Annotated in this window: 17 protein-coding genes; 6 read left to right on the top strand and 11 right to left on the bottom strand. The window is 45.5% G+C overall.

The annotated features are described in order from the left end of the window. Window positions 1–25: 25 nt before the first annotated feature. The 3 genes from IAQ59_RS09325 to IAQ59_RS09335 are packed head-to-tail and all read right to left on the bottom strand — an operon-like array spanning window position 26 to window position 2344. The gene (locus tag IAQ59_RS09325) at window positions 26–622 is read right to left on the bottom strand and encodes a bifunctional nuclease family protein (protein ID WP_209330526.1); all 597 of its coding nucleotides are present in this window, start codon (window positions 620–622) and stop codon (window positions 26–28) included. Between the two features lie 6 nt (window positions 623–628). Then, the gene (locus IAQ59_RS09330) at window positions 629–1594 is read right to left on the bottom strand and encodes an electron transfer flavoprotein subunit alpha/FixB family protein (protein ID WP_209330527.1); all 966 of its coding nucleotides are present in this window, start codon (window positions 1592–1594) and stop codon (window positions 629–631) included. Between the two features lie 12 nt (window positions 1595–1606). Next, window positions 1607–2344 (bottom strand): electron transfer flavoprotein subunit beta/FixA family protein, encoded by a 738-nt coding sequence (locus IAQ59_RS09335; RefSeq protein ID WP_209330528.1) that lies wholly within the window; start codon window positions 2342–2344, stop codon window positions 1607–1609. Between the two features lie 70 nt (window positions 2345–2414). Between IAQ59_RS09335 and IAQ59_RS09340 the strand changes: the two genes are divergently transcribed. Further along, entirely contained in the window at window positions 2415–2744 is a 330-nt protein-coding gene (locus IAQ59_RS09340; RefSeq protein ID WP_209330529.1) for a tetratricopeptide repeat protein, read from the top strand. Between the two features lie 63 nt (window positions 2745–2807). Here IAQ59_RS09340 and dnaB read toward each other — a convergent pair whose 3' ends face one another. After that, entirely contained in the window at window positions 2808–4415 is a 1608-nt protein-coding gene (dnaB, locus tag IAQ59_RS09345; protein ID WP_209330530.1) for a replicative DNA helicase, read from the bottom strand. 377 nt (window positions 4416–4792) lie between these two features. On the opposite strand from dnaB, the gene IAQ59_RS09350 reads away from it, so the two are divergent. Continuing rightward, window positions 4793–5602 carry a 3'-5' exonuclease gene (locus IAQ59_RS09350; RefSeq protein ID WP_209330531.1) on the top strand — a complete coding sequence of 270 codons (810 nt, stop codon included), beginning with the start codon at window positions 4793–4795 and terminating at the stop codon, window positions 5600–5602. Between the two features lie 43 nt (window positions 5603–5645). Here the strand turns inward: IAQ59_RS09350 and IAQ59_RS09355 are convergent, their stop codons facing one another. Continuing rightward, a complete protein-coding gene (locus tag IAQ59_RS09355; RefSeq protein ID WP_209330532.1) occupies window positions 5646–6449 on the bottom strand; it encodes a M48 family metallopeptidase in 804 nt (267 codons plus the stop codon). A 199-nt stretch (window positions 6450–6648) separates the two neighbouring features. On the opposite strand from IAQ59_RS09355, the gene IAQ59_RS09360 reads away from it, so the two are divergent. Then, window positions 6649–7140, top strand: coding sequence for a PaaI family thioesterase (locus tag IAQ59_RS09360; protein WP_209330533.1), 492 nt, complete (start codon window positions 6649–6651; stop codon window positions 7138–7140). Window positions 7141–7142: 2 nt separating this feature from the next. Here the strand turns inward: IAQ59_RS09360 and trxA are convergent, their stop codons facing one another. Together trxA and IAQ59_RS09370 are read right to left on the bottom strand one after the other, a co-directional pair. Then, window positions 7143–7460, bottom strand: a complete 318-nt coding sequence (gene trxA / locus IAQ59_RS09365) for a thioredoxin (RefSeq protein WP_209330534.1) — start codon at window positions 7458–7460, stop codon at window positions 7143–7145. Window positions 7461–7532: 72 nt separating this feature from the next. Beyond that, window positions 7533–8057, bottom strand: a complete 525-nt coding sequence (locus IAQ59_RS09370; RefSeq protein WP_209330535.1) for a DinB family protein — start codon at window positions 8055–8057, stop codon at window positions 7533–7535. A gap of 52 nt (window positions 8058–8109) precedes the next feature. Between IAQ59_RS09370 and IAQ59_RS09375 the strand changes: the two genes are divergently transcribed. Beyond that, window positions 8110–10149, top strand: a complete 2040-nt coding sequence (locus IAQ59_RS09375; RefSeq protein ID WP_245189520.1) for a M3 family metallopeptidase — start codon at window positions 8110–8112, stop codon at window positions 10147–10149. Between the two features lie 517 nt (window positions 10150–10666). On the opposite strand, the gene IAQ59_RS09380 is transcribed toward IAQ59_RS09375, so the two are convergent. Further along, entirely contained in the window at window positions 10667–11656 is a 990-nt protein-coding gene (locus tag IAQ59_RS09380) for a cation diffusion facilitator family transporter (protein WP_209330631.1), read from the bottom strand. 303 nt (window positions 11657–11959) lie between these two features. On the opposite strand from IAQ59_RS09380, the gene IAQ59_RS09385 reads away from it, so the two are divergent. Both IAQ59_RS09385 and IAQ59_RS09390 read left to right on the top strand, forming a co-directional pair. Beyond that, window positions 11960–13018, top strand: a complete 1059-nt coding sequence (locus IAQ59_RS09385; protein WP_209330536.1) for an AI-2E family transporter — start codon at window positions 11960–11962, stop codon at window positions 13016–13018. Window positions 13019–13025: 7 nt separating this feature from the next. After that, window positions 13026–13961, top strand: a complete 936-nt coding sequence (locus IAQ59_RS09390) for a tetratricopeptide repeat protein (protein ID WP_209330537.1) — start codon at window positions 13026–13028, stop codon at window positions 13959–13961. Here the strand turns inward: IAQ59_RS09390 and IAQ59_RS09395 are convergent. The 3 genes from IAQ59_RS09395 to IAQ59_RS09405 all read right to left on the bottom strand — a co-directional run bounded on the left by IAQ59_RS09395 (window position 13958) and on the right by IAQ59_RS09405 (window position 18002). Further along, complete coding sequence (locus tag IAQ59_RS09395) at window positions 13958–14380, bottom strand: DUF4174 domain-containing protein (RefSeq protein WP_245189521.1); 423 nt, start codon at window positions 14378–14380, stop codon at window positions 13958–13960. The genes IAQ59_RS09390 and IAQ59_RS09395 overlap by 4 nt on opposite strands. 206 nt (window positions 14381–14586) lie before the next feature. Beyond that, complete coding sequence (metG, locus tag IAQ59_RS09400) at window positions 14587–16647, bottom strand: methionine--tRNA ligase (RefSeq protein WP_209330539.1); 2061 nt, start codon at window positions 16645–16647, stop codon at window positions 14587–14589. A gap of 59 nt (window positions 16648–16706) precedes the next feature. Continuing rightward, the gene (locus IAQ59_RS09405; RefSeq protein WP_209330540.1) at window positions 16707–18002 is read right to left on the bottom strand and encodes a serine hydrolase domain-containing protein; all 1296 of its coding nucleotides are present in this window, start codon (window positions 18000–18002) and stop codon (window positions 16707–16709) included. Between the last annotated feature and the right edge of the window lie 16 nt (window positions 18003–18018).

Consider the following 18018-nt stretch of genomic DNA (forward strand, 5'->3'; position numbering starts at 1 on the left):
CTAAATGAGTACCATGCAAAGTGAATCAGTTTCTTCGGTTGATTTCGTCCCTAAGCCGGGCCGCTTTTTCATAATCCTCATTTTGAATGGCCTTTTCAAGGAGTTGGTTTAACTTTTCAAGTGAATAGTCCTTGAGGCTAGGTTCCTTTTTTTTCGTAGAGGGGATGTCCCTCTCTTCAGTGGCTTTTCCCCCGGTACTTTCATTGGTTTCAGCCTCCTCGATGCCCGCTTCTTCCATTACGGGTAGGGAACAATATACTGGTGCGCCAAAGCGTACGGCGATGGCTACTGCGTCAGACGGTCTGGCATCAATTTCAACACGCTTGTAGGGCCCCTGACATACGATTTTGGCATAAAATACTCCCTCTCGCATGTCAGAAATCAGGATATACTCCACGGTAAAGTCAAAATGCTTTGAGAACGATTTGACCAGATCATGCGTCATGGGGCGGTTGGGCGTAATCTTTTCCAACTCAATGGCAATCGCTTGGGCTTCGAACATCCCGATGATTATCGGAAGCCTTCGCCTACCATCCAGTTCGCCAAGAACCAGCGTAAATGATCCAGATTGGGAATGACTTGCCGTGAGGCCAATTATTTCTAACTCTATTGCGTTTTCCACAGGCGTTTATTTTTGTGCCCTAATGGCTTCCGTCAATTTTGGAAGAACTTCAAAGGCATCTCCAACGATTCCGTAATCTGCAGCTTTAAAGAAGGGCGCATCCGGATCTTTATTAATAACCAAAATGTTTTTTGAGGAGTTGACACCTGCTAGGTGCTGAATAGCACCAGATATGCCAACCGCAATGTATAGGGTCGGTGACACTTTCACTCCTGTTTGCCCCACATGTTCGTGATGAGGCCTCCAGTCCATGTCTGAAACCGGCTTGGAACATCCAGTAGCGGCGCCTAGTGATTTGGCCAGGTCTTCGATCAATCCCCAGTTTTCGGGACCTTTGAGCCCTCTTCCCCCTGACACGACAATGTCTGCCTCGGGGAGGGAGATCTCACCGGTAGCCTTGTCCGTTCCAGTGATTTTAACGTTGAAATCTGAATCGTCTAGTACCGCTTCGAAAGATTGAACGTCAATCTTCCCATCTACTTGCAATGTTTCCACCGTGTTTTTTCGGATAGCCAAAATTTTGTTTTTGGTGGTCACTTCGCTGACGGCGAAGGCCTTGCCAGTGTAGATGCTCCGTTTCACACAGAATCCACTTTCAAGCGTAGGCAATTCAATTACATTTGACACCAGGCCTGCGCGTAGTCTTACAGACAATCTAGCGGCTACAGCATCACCCAAGGAGGATTTTGCCAGTACCAAAACATTGGCAGTGGTAGCCTCATATGCCTGCGCGATTGCTTTTGCATGTGCTTGTATGATTCCAGCGTTTAGGCGGGCATCATTTACGTGAAGGGCATGCTCCGCACCAGCTTGGGCTACGCTGTCCCACTCGCCGGCGGCGAAAGTTCCTAGGCCAATTGCTTTGACCTCTGTCTGCAATAAGTCGGCTAATTTTCTTCCGTAGGAGATTGCTTCTAAGGATGACTTCTTGATGATTCCTTCTTCCTGTTCTATATAAACCAGTACTGCCATTCTATCAGTCTATTAAAGTACCTTCGCTTCGTTTTTCAATAAATTCACCAGTTCTTCCACGTTGTCCTTGTCGATCAACTTCACCGCTCCTTTGGCCGGTGGTAGGGAGTAGGAGAGGGTTTTGGTTCCCGTCTCTGCTGTTATCGGTTGGATGGCATTCAATGGTTTCGTTCTAGCTGACATAATTCCCCGCATATTGGGTATTTTCCATTCGGCGATGGGCTCTTGGCAGCCAGCTACAAAAGGAAGTTCAAGTTCCAAATGTTCTTTGCCGCCTTCGATTTCTCTTACCAGTTTCGCGCGGGATCCTTCCAGTTCCAGCTTCATTACTGGAGATATCGAGGGTATTCCTAATAGCTCACCCACCATGCCATGTACCATCCCTCCGTTGAAGTCGATCGACTCTCTACCCATTAAAATCAAGTCAAATGTTTGTTCTTTCACCACATGTGCAATTTGCTGCGCGACAAAAAAAGCATCCGAAGGTGCGGCATTTATTCGGATTGCCTCGTCTGCGCCGATAGCCAGTGCTTTGCGGAGCGTAGGGTCTGTTTCTGCTTCGCCTACATTTAGCACGGTTAGTTTGCCCCCTGTCTGATCCCGCAGCTCTACCGCCCTCGCCAAGGCGTAGTCGTCATAGGGGCCTATTACAAACTGTACACCTGATTTATCTAATATGGTATTGTTTTCCGCAAATTGTATCCGGGATGTGGTGTCCGGCACATGGGTAATACAAACGAGAATTTTCATGTTCAAAATTTATTACTTTCTTTAAATTTCGTGAATTTAGCGAATACGAAGCTAATTCAAAAAAAGAATCATGGCCAATTTAAACCGCATTGAGCAACTGCTCCGATTTGTAAAAGAGGATCCTTCTGACCCCTTTAACTTTTACGCACTAGCGTTGGAATACCAGAATGATCACAAAAAACAGGCAAAAGAATATTTTAAATTGCTTTTGGATCAGTTTCCGGAATACCTGCCCACTTATTTTCATGCTGCCATGTTTTTCACCGAATTGGGAGAATTGGAACAGGCAGCGCAAATATATAAAAAAGGAATCAGCTTGGCTCAAAACCAACAAAATCATCACGCCGAGCGGGAATTAAAAAGCGCTTACCTGAACTTTCAGCTTGAACACGAAGACTGAAGCCCCGACCTTAGCTGAGGGGGATGCACTTGCGAGGCCATGGAATAGCCCTAAACGCTATTGTTAGAATGGCGCGGGATCGTTGTTGCCAAACCCAGCGGCAAAATCATCCCCATCTCCGTCCGAGGTGGGCATCCCGGGACCGTTTGCTTTACTGCCCATACGGATCATATTGCCCTGATCAAAATCAGACCCTCCGGCCCGGCTTGGAAATCTGTTTCCATATAATGCGTCCTGAGGCATATAAGGGGTGTTCAGGTCTAAGTCTGTAAATTTGGTGTATTTACCGATAAATCGGAGTTTTACATTTTCGAGCGCGCCATTTCGGTGCTTGGCAATAATCACTTCTCCTACACCGGCCGTGCTGTTGCCATCTTCATCTTCGGTGATTCCATAGTACTCAGGGCGATACAAAAACATAACAATATCGGCATCCTGTTCTATCGCTCCGGATTCCCTAAGGTCAGAGAGTTGAGGACGCTTATCCCCCCCACGGGTCTCTACCGCTCTAGAAAGCTGGGACAGCGCGATCACTGGCACGCTCAATTCTTTTGCGATTTTCTTCAGCGCGCGCGAGATGCTGGATATTTCTTGCTCCCGATTTCCTGAGCCTCCATTCCCGCCTTTACTGTCCCCGGACATCAATTGAAGGTAATCGATTACGATAAGTTGAATATCATTTTGGGCCTTTAGCCGCCGGCATTTAGCACGCAATTCCAAGATAGAAAGAGCGGGGGTATCGTCGACAAATAAGGGCGAGGTAGAAAGTTTGCTGGTCTTATGAATCAGTTGCTGCCATTCATAATCCGCCAGGTTGCCTTTTTTGATTTTTTCCGAATCCAGCTCTGCTTCCGATGAGATCAATCGGTTGACCAGCTGCACGGAGGACATTTCCAATGAGAAAATAGCAACAGGACGGTTGTGGTCTACCGCAGCATTTCGGAGTACGGAAAGCACGAAGGCTGTTTTTCCCATAGCGGGACGGGCCGCAATTATCACTAGATCTGATTTTTGCCACCCTGCTGTCACCCGATCGAGAGCCGTAAAACCACTCGGTACACCGGTCAACCCATCTTTTTGGCCTTTTTTGCTCTCCAACTCTTCGATCGCTTCCCGCATGATGGAACGCATATCGGCATAATTCTTTTTTATGTTTGTCTCCGATAGCTCAAAAAGTGACTGCTCCATCTTATCTAGCAACTCAAAGACATCGGTCGTGTCCTCAAATGCTTCACGCTGAATGTCAGAAGCGATTTTGATCATATTGCGCTTCATAGCCTGTTCGGTCACAATCCGCGCATGGTATTCAATGTTTGCTGCTGAAGAGACTCGGCTGGTCAAATCGGTTACGTGGAAGGCCCCGCCCGCGAGTTCCAACTTGCCGTTTTTTCGGAGCTGGTTGGTTACGGTGAGAATGTCGATGGGCTCGCCCTCGTTAAACAGGTCAAGAATGGCTTCGTAGATGACTTTATGGGAGTCTTTGTAAAAGCTGTCTGGGGAAAGGATGTCCACGACGGCGGTAAGCGCATCCTTCTCTAGCATCAATGCCCCCAAAACCGCCTCCTCTAAATCCACTGCTTGTGGAGGAAGTTTTCCCAGTGCCGCTCCCGGATCAGGTACTCTACGCCTCACAAGGGATCGCTCTCCTTTACTCAAATTACTTTCTGCCATAAGAACAAATGTACCTGCTTTACACGAAAGGTTTTAAACATTTTATACACCCACTTATCCACAGTTATCCAAATCCGATCCAAATTGCTCATCGATAGCTGATTAAACAGGCATGGGAATATTTCCTGCCGGGTCACCTGACCGAAAATCATTTTTCAGACCGAAAGGAGCGTGTAACATCGGCAACCTAAATGTAAGCGTTCACTATCACAACGGTTTGTACTTGGGTTTCATTCCTTGGTTTCAAAAAAATAGTCCCCAAGGTAACACGGTAGGTATACGTAAAAGTCCACGCAAAAATCCTATATTTGTATAAAAATATGTCAACATGGCCGCGACGGTAAAAAAAGGCCGCTATTTTAATCATACGTACGTTCATGGAACTAAACCTAAGATCACCACTGGCATTTTTCGATTTGGAAGCTACCGGTATCAACATCTCCTCGGACCGAATTGTGGAAATTTCCATCCTTAAATTATTCCCTGATGGAACCAAGGAGACAAAGACGAGTCGAATTAACCCCACTATTCCGATTCCTCAGGAAGCGTCCCTGATTCACGGTATCTATGATGAGGATGTAAGGCATGCGCCAAAATTTAAAGATATTGCCAGTGAATTGTTCCAGTTTTTTGAGGGGGCTGACCTGGCAGGGTTTAATGTGTTGAAATTTGATATCCCGTTACTGGTGGAAGAGTTTTTAAGAGCGGGCTTGGATTTTGATATCGAAAGGCGAAATCTGCTGGATTCTCAGAAAATATTTCATCTAATGGAAAAACGAAACCTGGCGGCTGCATACAAGTTCTATTGTGGTAAAAGTTTGGAAAATGCGCACAGCGCTGAGGCGGATACGGTTGCATCTTACGAAGTGTTTAAGGCACAGATTGCCCGTTATCAAGGGGAAGCAGTCGAGGATCTTCAAGGAAACTTGTTGGGCACCATGGAAAACGATATGCGTAAGCTGCACAACCTACTCAACGAAAAGATGGTAGATTTAGCCGGACGATTTATCTTCAACGACAAAGGAGAGGAGGTCTTTAATTTCGGTAAGTTGAAGGGCAAAACCATTGAACAGGTCTTGGTGGAAGAGCCGGGTTATTACGATTGGATGATGAAAGGCGATTTTCCCCTTGATACCAAACGCAAGTTTACCCAAGTAAGGTTGAGAAGTTTCAATAAAAGGCATTAGCCAAAGCAAGGTATATGCCTTGCTTTGGTCTTCATGAAGCTACCTAGCGCTTGTTTTTTTCGTAAAGGGCGCTGGCCTCTGCCATTTGTTCGTTCAGTCGGTCTATCCGACGGTCAGGTCCGGGGTGGGTGGAAAGAAATTCCGGAACATCCGCTCTATCCGCTCCTGCGTTCATTCGCTCCCAAAATTTGGGGGCCTCTCGTGGATCATACCCCGCTATGGACATGAATATCAAGCCAAGCTTGTCTGCCTCTAACTCTTGGTCTCGCGAAAACTTCAACATACCGACCTGACCCCCGTATCCTATGGCCTGTAAAAATATCGTTTGGGTCAACGATGGGTTTTCCCCCATAGCCATTTGTACTCCCCCCAGCAGACCGTTTGCTACCAAGCCCTGTGACATCCGTTCTCTTGCGTGATTTGCAATAGCATGGGCTACCTCGTGGCCCATCACAACCGCCACACCGGTTTCGTCCCGGCAAATTGGCATGATACCAGTATAGAAGGCTACCTTGCCTCCAGGCATACACCAGGCGTTTACCTGTTCGCTTTCTATTAGATTAAATTCCCATGAAAAACCTTCTGTGATTCCTTGGTAGTTATTGTCTTTAAGGTACTGTTCTACCGCAGAAGCAATCCTTCTGCCTACGTTTACCACCTTTTGCCCGTCAGGTGTGTTGGTGACAATTTTACTATCTTTGATCACGGTGGAATACTGATCATACGACAGTGGCAAGATCTCACTGTTTCCTACTATACTGAGCTGCCTTCGGCCGGTTAAAGGGACTGTCGCACATCCGTACACCATCAATCCCAGAAAAAAAAGGGCAATAATTTTCTTATACATACTTCATCCATTAATCTGAAAGCAAATTACCAAAAAAAATGCCAGATTGGGTGAATGTTGCCTAGATTTGTCTTCTAAATAAAAACGGGGTAGGGAATTCGGATCTTCCAACTACCCTCGGTGGAACCTTAATCCAAAAGTATAACCCTTAGGAGTTGTATATGCCGGGAAACCAGCTTGTGGACCTAATATTGAAATCATGACAAGGAAGCAGGAGAAATTCATCAAGGATATGCTAAATCCTTTGAAATTTAAATGGTTTGTTCTCACGAAGTTGCCTTCGATATGGTTTTGGGGTGTGAAAATTACAGACCTGACAAGCAAGCGGTGTGAGTTGTCGATTCCTTTTCGGTGGAGTACCAAAAACCCCTTTCGCTCGATATACTTTGCCGCACTATCCGGTGCGGGAGAATTGGCCTCTGGAATACTGTGCATGTACCACCTATCGGGAGTGGGGTCTTTTTCCATGTTGGTAACCGGGTTTGAAGCTCAGTTTCACAAAAAGGCAGATCAAACCACTCGGTTTTTTTGCGAAGATGGAGAAAGTCTGAAAGCCATGCTGAAAACACTACAGAAGCCGGGTCAAACAGGCACCCTCACCATGCATGTAAAAGGGGTTACGGAGGAGGGTGTCCATGTGGCGACATTTCACCTGACATGGTCTTTTAAGAAGCGGGAGAATCCGTCATAGGATTACGCGTTTTCGTGTACGAATTGATCTACCACTTTTGCCAGTTGATGCGCCGGAACCACACCGGACTGTCTCCAGAGTATTTTTCCTTTGTGAAATAATATCAGGGTAGGCACGCCTCTCACCTGGTACTTGTTGGCCGCCATGGGGTTTTTGTCTACATCTACTTTTACAATTTTTACCCTATCTCCCACTCGTTGGGCGGTTTCCTGCAATATCGGCTGCATCATCTGACAAGGGCCACACCATACTGCAAAAAAATCTACCAATATAGGGGTGTCCCCCATTACCAATTCTGAGAAACTTTTCGCTTTAGACATTTTTTGTGTTATTTGATTTCATTGCAAAACTACGGGATGAAATGGACTCAAATCAGTAATGTTTATCACACATCACGCGGACAGGTATTGCCTAAAAAGAAGCAGGTGGTGCTGCATATGTCCACATATGATGTAATATAATGCCCTCACGGATATGGGGTGGCCGTCCACGGTTCCGGTAAGAGTTAGCTGCTCATCGTTCAGGCCATCCAAAAAAAAGCGGAGGAGGTTTCGATTAAGAGCAATCGCATTTAGGTTAGAATGAAATACTTCCAAGCCTATAAAATTACCACTGGCCACGTACAAGTCCTGGTCAAAGCCAGGTAATGCTATGCCAGGTTCCCGGGTGATTGACAGTATTCGGTAATGCATGATTTTTTCGGTATCCAGCAGGTGCCCGATCGCTTCATTATAAGTCCACTTTCCTTTCGCCATCGGTTTATCCACGTTTTCGGCATCCAACGCCTCTAAGACCTCTTCTAGTAGAAAGCTCTGTATGGATAGCCGCTCCCGTATGGAAAAACCTTCCATGTGATCCATGTACCCTTGGTAAAAAGGGTTGTATTCGCCTGGATTAGGTCTGATTAATGCGGACATGCTCTTTTTATTTTGTTATTTTTGTGAGACTGATACAAAGCTACCTAAAGATATGATAAATCCATTGTTGGAAATATTTCAAACACCATTCCAAACGCCACCTTTTGGTCAGATTAAAGACGAACATTTTTTGCCTGCTGTAATGGAGGCCATCCGTGAGGCGAAGGAGGAAATTAGTCAAATAAAATCCCAAGATCATCCCAACTTTGAAAATACGATTGAGGCATTGGAGTCTGCCGGTAGTCGGTTGGCTCAGGTTTCCGCCATCTTTTTCAATCTCAATGCCGCCGAGACCACCGATGCGATTCAGCAGATTGCCAAGGAAATATCACCCCTCCTTTCCGAATACGGCAACGACATCCTACTGGATGAAGCGCTTTTTGAGAAAGTAGAAGCCGTTTATAGGCAAAGGGCTACGTTGGAGCTGGATGAGGAGCAGGCGACACTGCTTGAAAAGACCTTCAAGTCATTTATTCGAAATGGTGCGAAGCTTTCCGCCACGGAAAAGGTTCGGCTTCGAGAAATCGATCAGGCGCTCTCGAAAATGGGGTTACAATTTGGAGAAAACGTTTTGAAGGAAACCAATAGGTACGAATTGGTGATCGAACACGAGGAAGACTTGAAGGGCTTGCCGGCCAACATTATTGAAGCGGCGGCACAGACCGCAATAGAAAGGGACAAGGAGGGCAAATGGATCTTTACACTCGCCTTCCCGAGCTATGTTCCATTTATGACCTATTCCGAAAACAGGGGATTGAGAAGGGAGTTGTTTCTCGCCTATAATACCAAATGCTGCAAAGGAGATGAATTGGATAACCGAGGCATCATCCAATCGATCATCCGGCTTAAGAACGAGCGGGCAAAATTGCTTGGCTACCCAAGCTACGCCGACTTTGTGTTGGAGGAACGCATGGCCTCAGGGCCGGAGCAGGTGCTTGCTTTTTTGCATGAACTGCTCGAAAAATCAAAACCCAAAGCAGAGGAGGAAGTGAAGGAGCTTGCGCAATTTGCCCAAGAGCTGGACGGACTTGAGCAGTTGGAGAAATGGGATTTTGCTTATTATGCGGAGAAGCTCAAAAAGCAGAAATTTGAGGTGGACGATGAATTGCTCAAGCCTTACTTTGAGTTGGAAAATACGGTGAGAGGTGTTTTTGCCACGGCCAATAGGCTGTTTGGGCTTGTATTTGAAAAGAACGAAGCCATTCCGGTTTATCACCCAGAGGTAAATGCCTACCAGGTTAAGGATCTCACGGGAAATCATGTAGCCGTATTATATACCGATTTTTACCCTCGGGCGGGAAAGCGAAATGGAGCATGGATGACCTCCTATCGAGGGCAGCGAAAAACTGCCACCGGCGATCAGAGGCCGTTTGTCTCCATTGTTTGTAATTTTTCCCGTCCTACCAAAACCAAGCCTTCTTTACTTACCTTCAACGAGGTGACCACCCTTTTTCATGAGTTTGGGCACGCGTTGCACGGGATGTTGGCCAATGGAAAATATGAGTCCTTGTCAGGTACCAGTGTTTTCTGGGATTTTGTGGAGTTACCCTCCCAGATATTTGAAAACTGGTGCTATGAACGTGAATGCCTAGACCTTTTTGCTACCCATTATGAGACAGGAGAGAAAATCCCCGATAGCCTAATTGAACGGCTTAAACTGGCGGCTAATTTCCATCAGGGCTATCAGACAGTAAGGCAAATCAGTTTTGGTTTATTGGATATGGCCTATCATAGCTCTTCTCCCAATGACCTGATTGATATTGTGGCGTTCGAAAAAAGCAGCATGGCGAAGACTGAACTGCTCCCGGCTGTGGCGGAAACCCTGATGAGTACCTCCTTTTCGCATATATTTCAAGGTGGCTATGCAGCAGGATACTATAGCTATAAGTGGGCTGAGGTATTGGATGCAGATGCATTCGAGCTTTTTGTGGAAAAGGGAATATTTGACCCTGAGACTGCCTCTGCCTTCAAGGAGCACATTTTGGGTGCTGGAGGTAGGATCCACCCTACCATTCTTTACCGTAGGTTTAGAGGGAGAGATCCCAAGCCGGAGGCATTGCTTCGGCGGGCGGGTTTATTGGCGACTTCGTAAAAAAAGGGGCATTATACGTGCCCCTAAAAATTTATTTCCAAAAACACGATTAACAGGCTTTAAAAGGTTAGGGAAACAAATACAGATTTATTAGATCGTCCGTGCGCTATATGATGATAATTCCTATTATCACCAACCATACAATCGCTGTGACTGCGATTAGAAGGGTAAACTGTTTATCTTTCATGGCGTTCAACTGTTAGGGTTTTACCATTTATTTGTGGTTAAGTTAAGAAAATAATATGTGAAAAGCAATTTTATGCTTAATATTATTGGGTTTGGTTTAATTTAAACAATATATAATTTTTCAAAGAAGCCTGTTTAAATGATTGTTTGATTTAAAAATGATTTATAATGGGGTTATTTTTTGAAAATATTTTAAAATAAATTCGGATTTATGAAAAAGAATTAAATCAGCTATTTGGGGAGTGGTTTCAATTGATAATGAGCATTTTGTACAAAAGTGGGTAGGAGAAATCGTGTATGAAATCAGATTCGCTCATTCTCGATAAACCATTTATGATTTTGCTGAATTTGGAATTGCCGAAGTAAGCTCATGGTAGTGTTTTTGGTTTTTGGCCATATTTTGTTCGTCCCACTTGATTCGCTTGGATTTAGGGAATTTGCGCACAGGACAGGCATTGATCTGACAATAATTGCAGCAGGATTCCGGGATGCATGGGTCTGCATGGACAAAAACTTCCACGTACCCGGGGAGGTTTTCCTCTAACACTTCTTCAACCCGATGGACTTCGTCGTGAACCTTGACCAAATCGAAATAATAGGGTAGCGTGAGGTGTAAATCTATGTGGCTGTCCCCGCCATATTGCTGTACCCGCATATTGTGGATGTCTATCCAATTGTCCTTTCGGTGCCTGTTTAGGACTTTTACCACCATCCCCAGTGCCATGGGGTCTTTCTCATCCATCAGCCCTCCAACAGAACGACGCACCAGCTTATAACCATTATAGATAATATAGCCGGCGAAAAGCAGCGAAAAAACACTATCCAGAAAGTAAAGGTCCGTGAAATAGATTACAGCAATGCCCAAGATAAGGACAAAACTGCTGATGGCATCGGTAGTAAGATGTTTTCCGTCGGCAGTTAAGGTGATGCTATTCAGGCTTTTTCCTTTATTCTGCAGCAAATTTCCCAGCGCACCATTTATCACTCCCGAAACTCCAACCAACACCATCCCGATAGGAAGCGCGTAGAGCGGTTCAGGAAAGAAAAGGGTATAGATGGCTTGATAGATAATAAATACACCTGCTAATACGATAAGGATTCCCTCAATACCTGCACTGAAAAATTCGATCTTTCCGTGACCGTATGGATGATTGCTGTCCTTGGGCAGTGAACTGAGGTAAATGCTGTACATTGCAAAGCAAGACGCTACTACATTGACGATGCTTTCCAGGGCATCTGTTAAAATGGCCGTTGATCCTGTGACATAGTAGGAGTAAAATTTTAAGATCATCAATCCCACGCTTACCACGAGAGATAGCATGATCAGCCGCCATTTTTCTTTGTTCACCCGAATTGTATTTATATCGCAATAAGCCAAAAATAGGAAAAATCACCTACATTAAGAAACCATAAGGTAAATCGCCCTCGCTCTCAAATAAGGAACCAAACCGAATGGAGTCAGCCCTAGAATGTATCCTTCAAGTATTCTAAGTAGGAGTGCAGTTCTTTTTTTCGACTTGCTTGGCATTACATTTGGTAAAAAAAAGTGTATTGTCAGTATTTATGATTATCTTTTAGTTGGAAAATAGTTGACAGTGGTTCTTACCGTTTATTCAAAGCTAAGATGAAGCAATCTTATATTCCCAGCTACTTACAAGTGCTTTCTATCCTTTTGTTGATTATCGTCATCGTTTTTATCATGATTCTGGGACGAAGTCTCCTGATTCCACTTGCTATCGGCGGTTACATCGCGATGCTGATGATTCCTGTCTGTAATTGGATGGAAACTAAGAAAGTACCCCGAACGCTCAGTGCGGTAATTGCACTTTTGAGTTCAATTACAGCTATCATTGGTTTGATTGTTCTGGTGATCTTGCAGGTAAGGAGCTTTTCTAAGGACTTTGAAGATGTGACGGATCGATTAAATAATTATTTGGCCGAAGTGGATCGATTTGCAACGGAAACGTTTGGTGCCGATTTAGGTGTTCGGCAAGGGGTAGACAAGACTCAACTGTTTGAACTCCTGGAGTCAAATAGCGAAACCGTATCAAATTTCCTCCTAGGTACCATCGGATCGCTTTCTGGCGTCGTTTTGGTGCCTGTTTTTATTTTCTTTATGCTTATTTATAGGGACCATTTGGCCGAATTTATTGCGCGGATATTTTCCGAGCACGATGGGGAGGAAGTGAAGGCCAACATAAGCTCGCTGCGTAAGGTGGTGCAGTACTATATTTTAGGCGTGCTGAAGGTAATGGCCATCTTGGCAGTGCTGAATACTTCTGCGCTTTACGCCATTGGGGTGAAGCATGCGTTGTTTTTTGGCTTGTTTGCCGCCTTATTGAATATCATACCTTATTTGGGGCCATTCTTGGGGTCTATTTTGCCCTTTATTTTTGCCTTTTTGACGATGGATGGCTTGTTATATCCTTTTGCGGTGCTAGTGTCATTTGTCGTGATACAGTTGATAGAAAGCAATGTGCTTACTCCCAAGATTGTTGGAAGCAACGTCAACTTAAATGCGCTTGTGACCTTTGTGGGGTTATTGGTGGGCGGAGCCATTTGGGGAGTAGCCGGTATGATCCTGATCATCCCAACTTTAGCTATAATGAAGCGTATTTTCGAGCTCAAGGACAGCACCAAACCTTATTCTTTTTTGTTAGGAGAGGACAATCAAACGAATTAGTGTCATCATGTACCTCACCAAAACACCTCATTTGTTCTGGGTTGCCCTAATCCTCGCTTCGGCTTTCTCCTGTGATACAGCAGAAAGTAAAAAGGGTCGTTTTTTATTGAAGGGAAATGCAAAGTTACAGGACGGAGACACACAGGGTGCTATACAGTTTTATGAGGAAGCCATTCGGGTAGATGATGCCTACGCGGAGGCCTACTATAATAGGGGGATCGCTTACCTACGGTTGGCAAATCCGGAAAGGGCCATCAGTGATTTTTCGCGGGCATTAGCCATTGATCCTTCGTATGACGAGGCTTTGTATCAAAAGGCACTTGCCCACCTGGATTTTGGGGAGAACTACAAAGCACTTGAAGGAGCCAAAAGGCTTACCCAAACGGAAGCTTTTGCGTCAAAGGGTTTTTTCGTGCTTGGACTAACCTACACCGAGCTTAACGCATACGATTCAGCGCTTAGCGCTTTTGAAAGTGCGTTGACCCTGGAGCCCGATAACTCAGACTTGTGGGTAAATAGGGCCACTATCAGATATTATCAAGGAGAGCACGAAAAAGCCTTGGAGGACGTAGAAACTTCGCTAAAATTAAACGATAGGGAAGCAAATGCTTACAATTTGGAGGCGTTGATCCGATTTGAACAAAAGGAATACGGAATAGCCTTGGAAAAAATAGAAAAAGCCATTTTGTTAAATCCCAATCAACCTTATTTTTATAACAACCGAGGGCTGTTTCGCCTGTACAGCAACGAATTGGAGGCTGGTTTATCGGATATTAACTACAGCTTAACTCTCGATCCTACCAATCTTTATGCACTCCGAAATAAAGGAATCTATTATTTCCTAAGTGGGGATAATGCATTGGCAGCTCAATACCTACAAGAGGTCGCATCAAAAAATAATTCCTTGCCTTTATTGGCGGAATACTTGGAAAAGGTACGTTAGGGGCGTTTTCTTTCTTGGAGTTCCCTAGCCCGCATCGGCATAGCGTCAATGATACCAAAGAGCTCTTCCCAGTTTGGGCCATCGCCTTCCTGGCGAACCTTCGTTCCACCGTCTTTTCCAATCAGCACCCAACATACATTTTTACTTCCAAGTCTATATTTTTTTTTCAACGATACTTCATAGGCAGGATCGAACCTGTGCGTTGAGTTTGTCAATAGGCTGTCTTGAAATACAAAATACAACAAGTCTCGTTCTTCAAATTCCATGCGGAGACTATCCGTAATCTCCCAATCCAGCGCCAAAGGCTGCTCGGCATCCGGAAAGACAAGAAGCACCCTGTTTTTCCACCTTAAATCCTCCAACGTAATTGTTTCGGCATAAAACATACCCAATAGAACGACCCAAAATGCATTATTCATCACCATTTTAACGGACTGATACCCAGTTATTATAACAAGGAACGCTTGACAAAGTTCATGAATGGTACTATTCGGTGGAAATATTTTTTGAAAATGGCATGCCAAATACGTAGTAACCTAACCATGACATAAAACCAATCCTTAATTTCACATCGGTTCGCCGATTAGCATCCTGGATGGATAAAGGTATGGCATAGAAGAGGGTTTTAGCTGATGACCGAACCAGGCTTGACATGCCGATGGGGTTGCAGCAGCTTCAGGCTTCCATCCGCATCCTCTGCCATCAAGATCATTCCCTCAGAATCAATGCCAACCATTTTTCGAGGTGCAAGGTTAAGAAGCATTACAACCTGCTTGCCGATTAGCTCTTCCGGTGAAAAATGCTCCGCTACCCCGCTTAATACGGTACGCCTTCCTAAGCCGGTTTCTACTGTTAGCTTCAGTAACTTTTTGGATTTTTTGACCGGTTCTGCTTCTAGCACTTGTACAATGCGCATGTCCAGCTTCACAAAATCATCGTATACAATGATTTCTTTCATAGGGACTGCTTGTGCTGCTTCCACTTCGTTTTTACGCTTGGTGTTCAATAGCTTCTCTATCTGCGCATCGATGGCATCATCCTCCACCTTCTCAAATAATAGTCCAGGATCACTCAGTGCCTGACCGGAAGGCAATAGGTCTTGCCTTCCAGCATCTTTCCACTTGGCATCCGCCAAATCCATAGCCTCCCTAAGTTTGGCAGCCGTGAAAGGCAAAAATGGCTCCGAAACAACGGCCAATGACGCTGCAATCTGTAAGGCCACATTCAGGATAGTACCGGTACGTACTTCATCCTTTTTGATCTCCTTCCAGGGTTCCATCTCTGCCAGGTATTTATTGCCGAGACGGGCTAGGTCCATCACGAAACTTAAAGCTTCTCTAAAGCGAAAGCGCTCCAATGATTGACTGATGCGCCGCGGAAACTCCGCCATTTCCTGCAATACCTCGAGATCGTAGGAAGACAGTGCTCCCGGATGGGGGATCTTTCCCTCAAAGTATTTATGCGTGAGGACTACAGCTCGGTTCACGAAGTTTCCGTATATGGCCACCAACTCGGAGTTGTTTCTGGCTTGGAAGTCTTTCCACGTAAAATCATTATCCTTGGTCTCTGGGGCATTGGCAGTCAACACGTACCGAAGCACGTCTTGTTTGCCAGGGAAATCCGCCAAATACTCGTGCAGCCAAACAGCCCAGTTTCTCGAAGTAGAAATCTTGTCTCCTTCCAGGTTTAAAAATTCGTTGGCCGGAACATTTTCAGGGATGATAAAATCTCCATGGGTTTTTAAAATGGCCGGAAAAGTGATGCAGTGGAAGACGATGTTGTCTTTGCCAATAAAATGAACCAGCTTGGTTTCTTTGTCCTTCCAATAGGGTTCCCAATCAATTCCCTTCTCCCGGGCCCACTCTTTGGTAGAGGAAATATATCCTATAGGCGCATCAAACCACACATAGAGCACCTTTCCCGCGGCTTCCGGCAGTGGGACAGGAATACCCCAGTCCATATCTCGGGTCATGGATCTGGGTTGTAAGCCATCCCCCGCTTCCAGCCAACTGCGACATTGTCCAAGCACGTTGTTTTTCCAATCATCCTTATGGTCTTCGAGGATCCACTTTTTCAAAAAACCAGCGTACCTGCCAAGGTCCAGAAACCAATGTTTGGTTTCTTTCAAAATGGGGGAATTGCCACTTAATTTTGATTTGGGATTTATCAGCTCGGTAGGACTTAGCGAGGAACCGCATTTTTCACATTGATCTCCATAGGCCTTTTCGTAGCCACACTTGGGGCAGGTGCCTTCTATGTACCTGTCTGCTAAAAATTGGCCCGCCTCTTCGTCAAAATATTGTTCGGTTTGTTGTTCTACAAACTCTCCCTTATCGTAAAGATCTTTGAATAGTTGTCCGGCGGTTTCGTGGTGAATCGCCGCCGAAGTACGGGAATAATGGTTAAAGCTAATCCCAAATTCCTGAAAGCTGGCCTTCATCAGTTCGTGGTAGCGATCCACGATTTCTTGCGGACTTACTCCCTCATTTTTAGCCTTGATAGTTATCGCTACGCCATGTTCATCGGATCCGCATACATAGGCCACGTCGCGGTCCATGGATCGTAAGTAACGTACGTAAATATCGGAAGGGATATAACACCCTGCCAAATGTCCGATATGGAGGGGCCCATTGGCATATGGCAGGGCGGAGGTAACGGTATACCGTTTAAATTTTTTCTCGCTCATAGGGCACAAAGATAGGTAAAAATGGTTTTTCCACTTACCCCGTTGTTACCTTTTTCGCCTTAGTCATCGATCGCTGCGCCCATCATTTGCTTAAACTTCCATCCGGTTTGATCCCCGGTTCCTCCTTGTGTCTGCTTCAGGATAACGCCTATCAATCCTTCTTTTGGATCGGCAAAATATTGGGTATTGAAATAGCCTCCCCAATTAAAAGTTCCTTCACTGAGGTCGCCACCACGGCCCTGTCCCTTTTCGGTGAGCACGCCAAACGCCAACCCATAATGGGCATTTCCTCCGCCATAGAGATCACCCGCATGGTTGGCCATGATGATAGCGACCGTGTTTCGGCTGAGGATTCGTACCCCGTTCAGTTCTCCGCCATTTAGGTACATTTGCAGGAAGGTAGCATAATCTTTTGCAGTACTCGAGAGACCTGCTCCGCCGGAGAAGAATCGTTTCGCTCCTTCTTTGGGATAATTCACATTATAAAAGGTGTTCGGATAGTTTTTCCACACGCCATCCACTCGGTGGTGAATGGCGACGAGGCGATTTGCCTTGTTTTCCGGTAAATAAAACCACGTATCCTGCATTCCGAGTGGGTCAAACAGCCGCTCCCGTAGAAACTGGTCAAAAGGCATACCTGAAACCACCTCCACGAGGTAGCCCAATACATCCAACCCCATGCTGTAAGTGTATTTTTCTCCCGGGTCATGATGCAGCGGAAGTTTGGCAAGCTTCATGACCACATCCTTGATTGACACATCTTCGGTGCTAAACAAATCGGTGGTTCCTGCCTTGGCATAAAGCATCTTCATCCGCTCATCGCCGTCGATAACTCCGTAACCCAATCCGGATGTATGGGTCAAGAGATGGCGTATGGTAATTTCCCGACTGGCTGGACGCGCGGTAAAACTGGTGTCAGCATAGCGGAAGTTTTGAAGCACCTGTGGATTCTTAAATTCCGGAATAAACTTAGACACGGGGTCATCTAGTCGGAACTTGCCCTCTTCCCATAACATCATGACAGCGGTAGCAGTGATCGCTTTGCTTTGAGAGGCAATGCGAAAAATATCGTCCTTTTTCAATGCCCTGCCCGATGCCACATCAGCTGAGCCATAGGCCTGATGGTAGACTATCTTTCCATTACGGGCGATTAATGCCACCACGCCCGGTATGTCGCCGTTGTCCACCGACTGCTTTAACATGGCATCTATGCGCTGAATTCGTGCCGGGGACATGCCCACACTCGCCGGACTGCCATCCGAGAGTGGTAGGGACTTCTTATTTGTGGCAGTCTGAGCACCGGAAAAATGAACTTGAGCCAGCAGGCAGGCTACCAGCAAGATGGATCTAAACATACTTTTTGGGTTTTTG

The sequence above is a fragment of the Lunatimonas salinarum genome, assembly GCF_017811155.1.
Lineage (GTDB): Bacteria > Bacteroidota > Bacteroidia > Cytophagales > Cyclobacteriaceae > Lunatimonas > Lunatimonas salinarum.

What these genes read in the sequence shown, in the direction of transcription:
- IAQ59_RS09330 (WP_209330527.1), bottom strand. Translation starts at nt 1,594, where the DNA reads ATGGCAGTACTGGTTTATATAGAACAGGAAGAAGGAATCATCAAGAAG.
- IAQ59_RS09390 (WP_209330537.1), top strand. Translation starts at nt 13,026, where the DNA reads ATGTACCTCACCAAAACACCTCATTTGTTCTGGGTTGCCCTAATCCTC.
- IAQ59_RS09405 (WP_209330540.1), bottom strand. Translation starts at nt 18,002, where the DNA reads ATGTTTAGATCCATCTTGCTGGTAGCCTGCCTGCTGGCTCAAGTTCAT.
- IAQ59_RS09360 (WP_209330533.1), top strand. Translation starts at nt 6,649, where the DNA reads ATGACAAGGAAGCAGGAGAAATTCATCAAGGATATGCTAAATCCTTTG.
- IAQ59_RS09385 (WP_209330536.1), top strand. Translation starts at nt 11,960, where the DNA reads ATGAAGCAATCTTATATTCCCAGCTACTTACAAGTGCTTTCTATCCTT.
- trxA (WP_209330534.1), bottom strand. Translation starts at nt 7,460, where the DNA reads ATGTCTAAAGCGAAAAGTTTCTCAGAATTGGTAATGGGGGACACCCCT.
- IAQ59_RS09350 (WP_209330531.1), top strand. Translation starts at nt 4,793, where the DNA reads ATGGAACTAAACCTAAGATCACCACTGGCATTTTTCGATTTGGAAGCT.
- IAQ59_RS09395 (WP_245189521.1), bottom strand. Translation starts at nt 14,380, where the DNA reads ATGAATAATGCATTTTGGGTCGTTCTATTGGGTATGTTTTATGCCGAA.
- metG (WP_209330539.1), bottom strand. Translation starts at nt 16,647, where the DNA reads ATGAGCGAGAAAAAATTTAAACGGTATACCGTTACCTCCGCCCTGCCA.
- IAQ59_RS09335 (WP_209330528.1), bottom strand. Translation starts at nt 2,344, where the DNA reads ATGAAAATTCTCGTTTGTATTACCCATGTGCCGGACACCACATCCCGG.
- IAQ59_RS09340 (WP_209330529.1), top strand. Translation starts at nt 2,415, where the DNA reads ATGGCCAATTTAAACCGCATTGAGCAACTGCTCCGATTTGTAAAAGAG.
- IAQ59_RS09375 (WP_245189520.1), top strand. Translation starts at nt 8,110, where the DNA reads ATGATAAATCCATTGTTGGAAATATTTCAAACACCATTCCAAACGCCA.
- IAQ59_RS09370 (WP_209330535.1), bottom strand. Translation starts at nt 8,057, where the DNA reads ATGTCCGCATTAATCAGACCTAATCCAGGCGAATACAACCCTTTTTAC.
- dnaB (WP_209330530.1), bottom strand. Translation starts at nt 4,415, where the DNA reads ATGGCAGAAAGTAATTTGAGTAAAGGAGAGCGATCCCTTGTGAGGCGT.
- IAQ59_RS09380 (WP_209330631.1), bottom strand. Translation starts at nt 11,656, where the DNA reads ATGCTATCTCTCGTGGTAAGCGTGGGATTGATGATCTTAAAATTTTAC.
- IAQ59_RS09355 (WP_209330532.1), bottom strand. Translation starts at nt 6,449, where the DNA reads ATGTATAAGAAAATTATTGCCCTTTTTTTTCTGGGATTGATGGTGTAC.